5 protein-coding genes are annotated in these 6,282 nt (G+C 68.1%); all 5 read right to left on the bottom strand.

Annotated features, from left to right (window positions below):
* A partial coding sequence (locus tag JWP65_RS18235) for a DUF4124 domain-containing protein (protein WP_299766308.1) occupies window positions 1-170 on the bottom strand: 170 nt, incomplete at its 3' end.
* 35 nt (window positions 171-205) lie between these two features.
* Window positions 206-2,227, bottom strand: coding sequence for a M3 family metallopeptidase (locus tag JWP65_RS18230; RefSeq protein ID WP_299766306.1), 2,022 nt, complete (start codon window positions 2,225-2,227; stop codon window positions 206-208).
* Window positions 2,228-2,309: 82 nt separating this feature from the next.
* Complete coding sequence (gene folD / locus JWP65_RS18225) at window positions 2,310-3,161, bottom strand: bifunctional methylenetetrahydrofolate dehydrogenase/methenyltetrahydrofolate cyclohydrolase FolD (RefSeq protein ID WP_299766304.1); 852 nt, start codon at window positions 3,159-3,161, stop codon at window positions 2,310-2,312.
* A gap of 91 nt (window positions 3,162-3,252) precedes the next feature.
* Entirely contained in the window at window positions 3,253-3,879 is a 627-nt protein-coding gene (locus JWP65_RS18220; protein ID WP_299766302.1) for a response regulator transcription factor, read from the bottom strand.
* Window positions 3,876-6,282 (bottom strand): PAS domain S-box protein (locus JWP65_RS18215; protein ID WP_299766300.1); only part of this gene is annotated, 2,407 nt, incomplete at its 5' end. The genes JWP65_RS18215 and JWP65_RS18220, both read right to left, overlap by 4 nt.

The raw sequence follows: 6,282 nt of genomic DNA, 5'->3' as shown, positions 1-6,282 counted from the left end.
GGCGCCGGCGCCGGGGTGGCGCGCGCGTTCTCCGGCGGCTTGTCGGAGAAAGTCACGCGGCCGTCCGGCCCGGTGATGCGATACACCTGCTGGGCGCCGACCCCCAGGCTGGCTGCCGCGGCGGCCGCCCACAGGCTTGCCAGGGCGATCCGTCGGATGGGAAACAACATGGTCGGTACCTCCACTCTCGTTTTGTTCGGTCCTGTCACGCCATGCCCTGGTGGCGCAGCAATGCGTCCAGCGTCGGCTCGCGGCCGCGGAACGCCTTGAACGATTCCATGGCTGGCCGGCTGCCCCCTGCCTCCAGGATGGCCTGGCGGTATTTTCTGCCAGTCTGCACGCTAGGCATGCCATCCTTGCCGGCGGTTTCCTCGAACGCCGCATAAGCGTCGGCGCTCAGCACCTCGGCCCACTTGTAGCTGTAGTACCCGGCCGCGTAGCCGCCGGCGAAGATGTGGCTGAAGGTGTGCAGCATCCGGTTGAACGCCGGCGGGTGCAGCACCGAGATCTCCTCGCGCACCTGCTGCACCAGCGGCAGGACGTCGGCGTCGGGGTCGTGCTCGGTATGCAGCAGCATGTCCAGCAGCGAGAACTCGATCTGCCGCAACGTGCCCAGCCCGCTCTGGAAGTTCTTCGCTTCCAGCATCTTGTCGAACAGCTCGCGCGGCAGCGGCTCGCCGGTTTCCACGTGCGCGGTCATGTGCTTGAGCACGCCCCATTCCCAGCAGAAGTTCTCCATGAACTGGCTGGGCAGCTCCACGGCGTCCCATTCGACGCCGCTGATGCCCGAGACGTCGCGCTCGTTGACCTGCGTCAGCATGTGGTGCAGGCCGTGGCCGGACTCGTGAAAGAGAGTGATCACGTCGTCGTGCGTGAGCAACGGGGGCTTGGCCGCAGCGCCTTCGGCGAAGTTGCACACCAGGTGCGCCACCGGCATCTGCAGCTTGCCGTCGTCCGGGCGCAGCCAGCGGGCCCGCACGTCGTCCATCCAGGCGCCGCCGCGCTTGCCGCTGCGCGCCGACGGGTCCAGGTAGAACTGGCCGACCAGCTTGCCTTCGCGCTCGATGCGGTAGAACTCCACCGCCGGGTGCCACGCCGGGGCGTAGTCGCGGCGGATCGCCACCTCGAACAGGGTCTCGATGATCTTGAACAGCCCGGCCAGCACCTTGGGCGCCGGGAAGTACTGCTTGATCTCCTGCTCGCTGAAGGAGTAACGCGCCTCCTTGAGCTTCTCGCCGACGTAAGGCCAGTCCCAGGCTTGCGGGTCGGCCAGCCCCAGGTGCTCGTCAGCGAAGGACCGCATGTCCGCGACGTCCCTGAGCGCGTGCGGGCGGGCGCGGTGCGCCAGGTCGCGCAGGAACTGCACCACCTGTTTGGGCGACTCGGCCATCTTCTGCACCAGCGACACCTCGCCAAAGTTCTGGTACCCCAGCAAACGGGCCTCCTCGCGCCGCAGCGCCAGGATCTCGCGCACCAGCGGCGTGTTGTCGAACTTCGGGTCGCCCTGGTCGCTGGCGCGCGTGACGTAGGCGCGGTACAGGCGCTCGCGCAGCGTGCGGTTGTGGCCGAACTGCATCACCGGCAGGTAGCTGGGCATCTTCAGCGTCAGCTTGTGGCCGGCCTTGCCCTCGGCCTGGGCGGCGGCGCGGGCGGCGGCGATCACGTCGGCCGGCACGCCGTCGAGTTCGTCCTGCGCGGCGTAATAGGCATAGGCCTCGGTGGCGTCGAGCGCGTTCTCGCTGAACTTCTGGCTCAGCTCGGCCTGCCGCTCCTGGATCACGGCAAAGCGCTCCTTGGCCGCGCCCTCCAGCTCGGCTCCCGACAGCGCGAAGTTGCGCACGGCGTTCTTGTGGGCCTGGCGTTGCTCCGCCGAGAGCGTGGCCGGTTCTATGGCCTTGTACTTGGCGTACAGGCGCTCGTCCGCGCCCAGGCGGGTGAAGAACTCGGTGACCTTGGGCAGGGCCTCGTTGTAGGCGGCGCGCAGCTCGGGCGTGTCGGCCACGGCATTCAGGTGGCCCACCACGCCCCAGGCGCGGCTGAGCCGCTCGGTGGCGACGTCCAGCGTGCGCGCCATGGCGGTCCACTCGGCCGGAAAGCCGGGCTCGGTGACCGCCGCCAGCGCCTGGTCGGCCTGCGCCAGCAGCTCTTGCAGGGCCGGCACCACGTGTTCGGGTCGCACGGCGTCGAACAAGGGCAGGTCGTTGAAGTCCAGGAGGGGATTGCTCATATCCACCCTATTTTGCGGCAGAGCGCGGGGATTCAACCGGGCCCCGGCGATTTGGCAAGCGCCACCGGCGTGAGTCGCGCCGCTATGCGGCCGTGCGCTCGGCCGCCTCGATGGTGTTGACCAGCAACATCGCCCGGGTCATCGGTCCGACGCCGCCCGGCACCGGGGTGATCCAGCCGGCCACCTCGCGCACGCTGTCGTAGGCTACGTCGCCGCACAGCTTGCCTTCGTCGTTGCGGTTCATGCCGACGTCGATCACCACCGCGCCCGGCTTGACCATGTCGGCGGTCAGCACGTCGCGCTTGCCGACCGCCGCCACCACCACGTCGGCCTGCAGCGTCAGCGCCTTCAAGTCCCTGGTGCGGCTGTGGCAGATGGTGACGGTGGCGTCGCGCGCCAGCAGCATCAGGGCCATGGGCTTGCCGACGATGTTGCTGCGGCCGATCACCACCGCGTGCTTGCCGCGCAGGTCGTAGCCGATGGAGTCCAGCATCTTCATGGCGCCGTAGGGCGTGCAGGGCCAGAAGCCAGGCTGGCCCACCATCAGGGCGCCGGCACTGGCCACGTGGAAGCCGTCGACGTCCTTGGCCGGCGCGATCGCCTCGATCACCTTGTGGCTGTCCATGTGTCTGGGCAACGGCAACTGCACCAGGATGCCGTGCACCGACCGGTCGTCGTTCAGTTCGCGGATGCGGGCCAGCAGGTCGGCCTCGGCCAGCGTCGCGGGGAAAGTCTCCAGCGTCGCTTCCAGCCCGGTCTGGGTGCTGTCGTTGACCTTGTGCTTGGTGTAGACCTGGCTGGCCGGGTCGTCGCCCACCAGGATGATGGCCAGGCGCGGCTGCACGCCGCGGGCCTTCAGGGCCTGGGTGCGGCCAGCCACTTCCTCGCGGATGGTCTTGGCAAGGGCGTTGCCGTCGATGCGTTGTGCGGTCATGGAATCGGTCTTCGTGGGGTGCGCGGCTTGGCCGCGCACCATGGATGCGAAGGTGTGCGGCCAAGCCGCACACCCCAAGGCGCGCCAAGCCTCAGGTCTTCTGGGGCTGCTGGCCCAGCGCGATCTTGAGCAGGTCGGCGACCGTGTTCGCGTTGAGCTTTTCCATGATGTTGGCGCGGTGCGCCTCCACCGTCTTGATGCTGATGCCCAGGTCGTCGGCGATTTGCTTGTTGAGGCGCCCCGCGACGATGCGCTCGAGCACCTGCGCCTCGCGCGACGTCAGCTTGGACAGCAGCGCGTCGCGGCTGGCGGCGCTCTGGAAGTCGGCGAAGGTGTCCTTGGCGCGTTCGAGCATGCGCTCGACCAGGCTGACCAGTTCGTCTTCCTTGAAGGGCTTCTGGATGAAATCCATGGCGCCCTTCTTCATGGTGTTGACCGCCATCGGCACGTCGCCATGGCCGGTGATGAACACCACCGGCAACGGCGACTTGCGCTCGACCAGGCGATCCTGCAGCTCCAGCCCGGTCATGCCGCCCATGCGGATGTCGACGATCAGGCAGGCCACCTCGCGCGGGTCGTAGCGGGAAAGAAAGGATTCTGCGGAGTCGAAGCAGCGGACCCGGTAGTCCTTGCCTTCGAGCAGCCATTGCAGCGAGTCGCGAACCGCCTCGTCGTCATCGACGACGTAGACCGTTCCCTTTTTCGGAATCAGACTCATGCTGTTGTCACCCCCGCGTCCTTGCCTACTATCGGATTGATAGCGCCGGAGACAGGTATCCAGAAGGAGAAGCGGCAGCCGGCGACTTCACTGCCATTGTAGATGTTCTCCGCCACCATCCTGCCGTGGTGCGACTCGACGATGCTGCGGCACAGGTTCAGCCCGATTCCCATGCCTTCCACCTTGGTGGAAAAGAAGGCTTCGTAGAGGCGCTCCATCACCTCGGGCGCCAGGCCCTGGCCGGAATCGAGCACCGAGAACTCCACCACCGGCTGCTGGTCGACCTGCTTGGGGATCACCCGCAGTTCGACGCTGCGCCGGCCCGGCGGCCGCCTGGCCTGCTCGATCGCCTCGGCCGCGTTGCGCAGCAGGTTCACCAGCACCTGCTCGATCAGGATCGGGTCGACCATCAGGCTGGGCAGGCGCGCCGCGACGTAGTGCGACAGCCGCACGTTGCGCCGGCGCAGTTCGATCCCGGCCAGCTCCAGCGCCTCGGCCACCATCACGTTGACGTCGGACAGCGTGCGGTTCGGTTCGCTGCGCTTCACGAAGCTGCGGATGCGCTGGATGATCTGGCCGGCCCGCTGGGCCTGGCGCGAGGTCTTCTCCAGCGCAGCCAGCACGTCATCCTCGCCGATCTGGCGCGCCTTGATGCGCGTGACCAGGCCGTTGCAGTAGTTGGTGATGGCCGTCAGCGGCTGGTTCAATTCGTGCGCCACGCTGGAGGCCATCTCGCCCATGGTGATCAGGCGGCTGGAGGACTGCGCGCGTTCGGCCTGCGCGGCCGACTGCTCCTCGGCGTGCCGGCGCGCGGTGATGTCGGTGGCGATCACCATCTGCGCCAGCCGGCCGTCCACCCAGTTCAGGTAACGAGAGCGCACTTCCAGCCACTTGCCCAGCTCCGGCACGAAGATCTCGGCGTTCTCCGAGGTGGCGGTGGTGAAGGCGGCGGTCGGCAGGCCGACGAACGAGTCGACGGCATCGCCCGACTCGTCGCCGGTGCGCGGCTGTTCCTTGACGCCGGCCTGCGCCACCATGCCCAGGTGCCCGGCCGCCAGGGCCCCGAACCACAGGCGGTACAGCTTGTTGGCGAACAGGATCTCCTCGCTGCCCAGCGGCGCCACGGACACCGAGGCGTCGAGCGCTTCCAGCACCGTGGTGAAGCGCTCGTGCGACGCCTGCAGCTGCTGGCGGATGCGGGTCGGCTCGGTGATGTCGGTCATCGAAGTCATCCAGCCGGTCTGGTGGCCGCGCGCGTCAATCAGCGGCGAGACGTACAGGCGGGCGTCGAACAGGCTGCCGCCCTTGCGCTTGACGCGCACCTGGAAGCCGCCCTGCAGGGTGCGGCCGTGGATCTCGTCGTCCAGCCGCGCCGCCAGCAGCTCGCGGTCTTCCTCCGGCCAGTAGGGAAAGGGCGGCGTGCGGCCGACCAGCTCGGCCTCGCTCCAGCCCGTCATCTGGCAGAAGGCGGCGTTGACGTAGGTGATGCGGCCGTGCATGTCGAGCGCGCGCATGCCGGTCAGCATGGAGTTTTCCATGGCGCGGCGGAAGTTGGTCTCGACCATCAGCGCCTTTTGCGCCTGCATCCGCCGGCGCGTGTGGCGCCAGTTGGCGATCAGCATCCAGCCGGTCATGGCGCTGAGCGCGCCGACCAGCCAGAACAGCCCGCTGCCGATCACGCCCAGCGAGGTGCGGTAAGCCTGGGCCCTGATCACCAGCCCGTTGCCCACCGGCGAGACCGGCACTTCGTATTCGTTCGGCTGGGCCGCCCATGGCAGCAGCTGGGTGGCGGGATTGCGCGGCGGCACCGTGGTGCCGGCCAGCAATCGGCCCTTGCCATCGAGCAGCGACACCGCGTACTTGGCCGAGATTTCGGCCGGAACGCCAAAGCGCAGCAAGCCGTCGATGGAGTATTCACCCAGGAGCACGCCGGCGAACCTGGCCTGGTCGGCCAGCGGCACGTGCAGCTGCAGCAGCCCGGAACTGTCGGGGCCGGCCATCGGTTGCGAGTACACCGGCTGCTGCAGGTCGCGCGCCAGGCCGTACATGCTCTCGGTTTCGCCGGGCCGCAGCACCTCGCCGGGCACCCGTACCTGCGCATTGGTGATGCTGGGGGCGGCGTAGCCGGCCTTGATGCGGCGGCGCTCGTCGATCCAGGTGAGGATCAGCAGCTCCGGGTACTGGGCGATCATCGACTCGGCGCGGACCACGAATTCCTCGGCGTCCACTTCCTTGTTGGAGATGTCGCGCGAGATGCGCATCAGCTGTTCCTGCCGCTCGAGCAGGCGCAGGCGCATGCGCTGCTGTGCGTACTCGACATCGCGCTTGACGGCCTCCTGCTCGCGGTCCATTTCCTCCAGCCGCAGATACCCGAAAGCGGCCACGATGGCGGCCAGGAACAGC

Source organism: Ramlibacter sp. (assembly GCF_028292805.1).
GTDB lineage: Bacteria > Pseudomonadota > Gammaproteobacteria > Burkholderiales > Burkholderiaceae_C > Ramlibacter.
The sequence above is the reverse complement of the archived record's forward strand: the minus strand, read 5'-3'. Positions and strand labels throughout refer to the sequence as shown.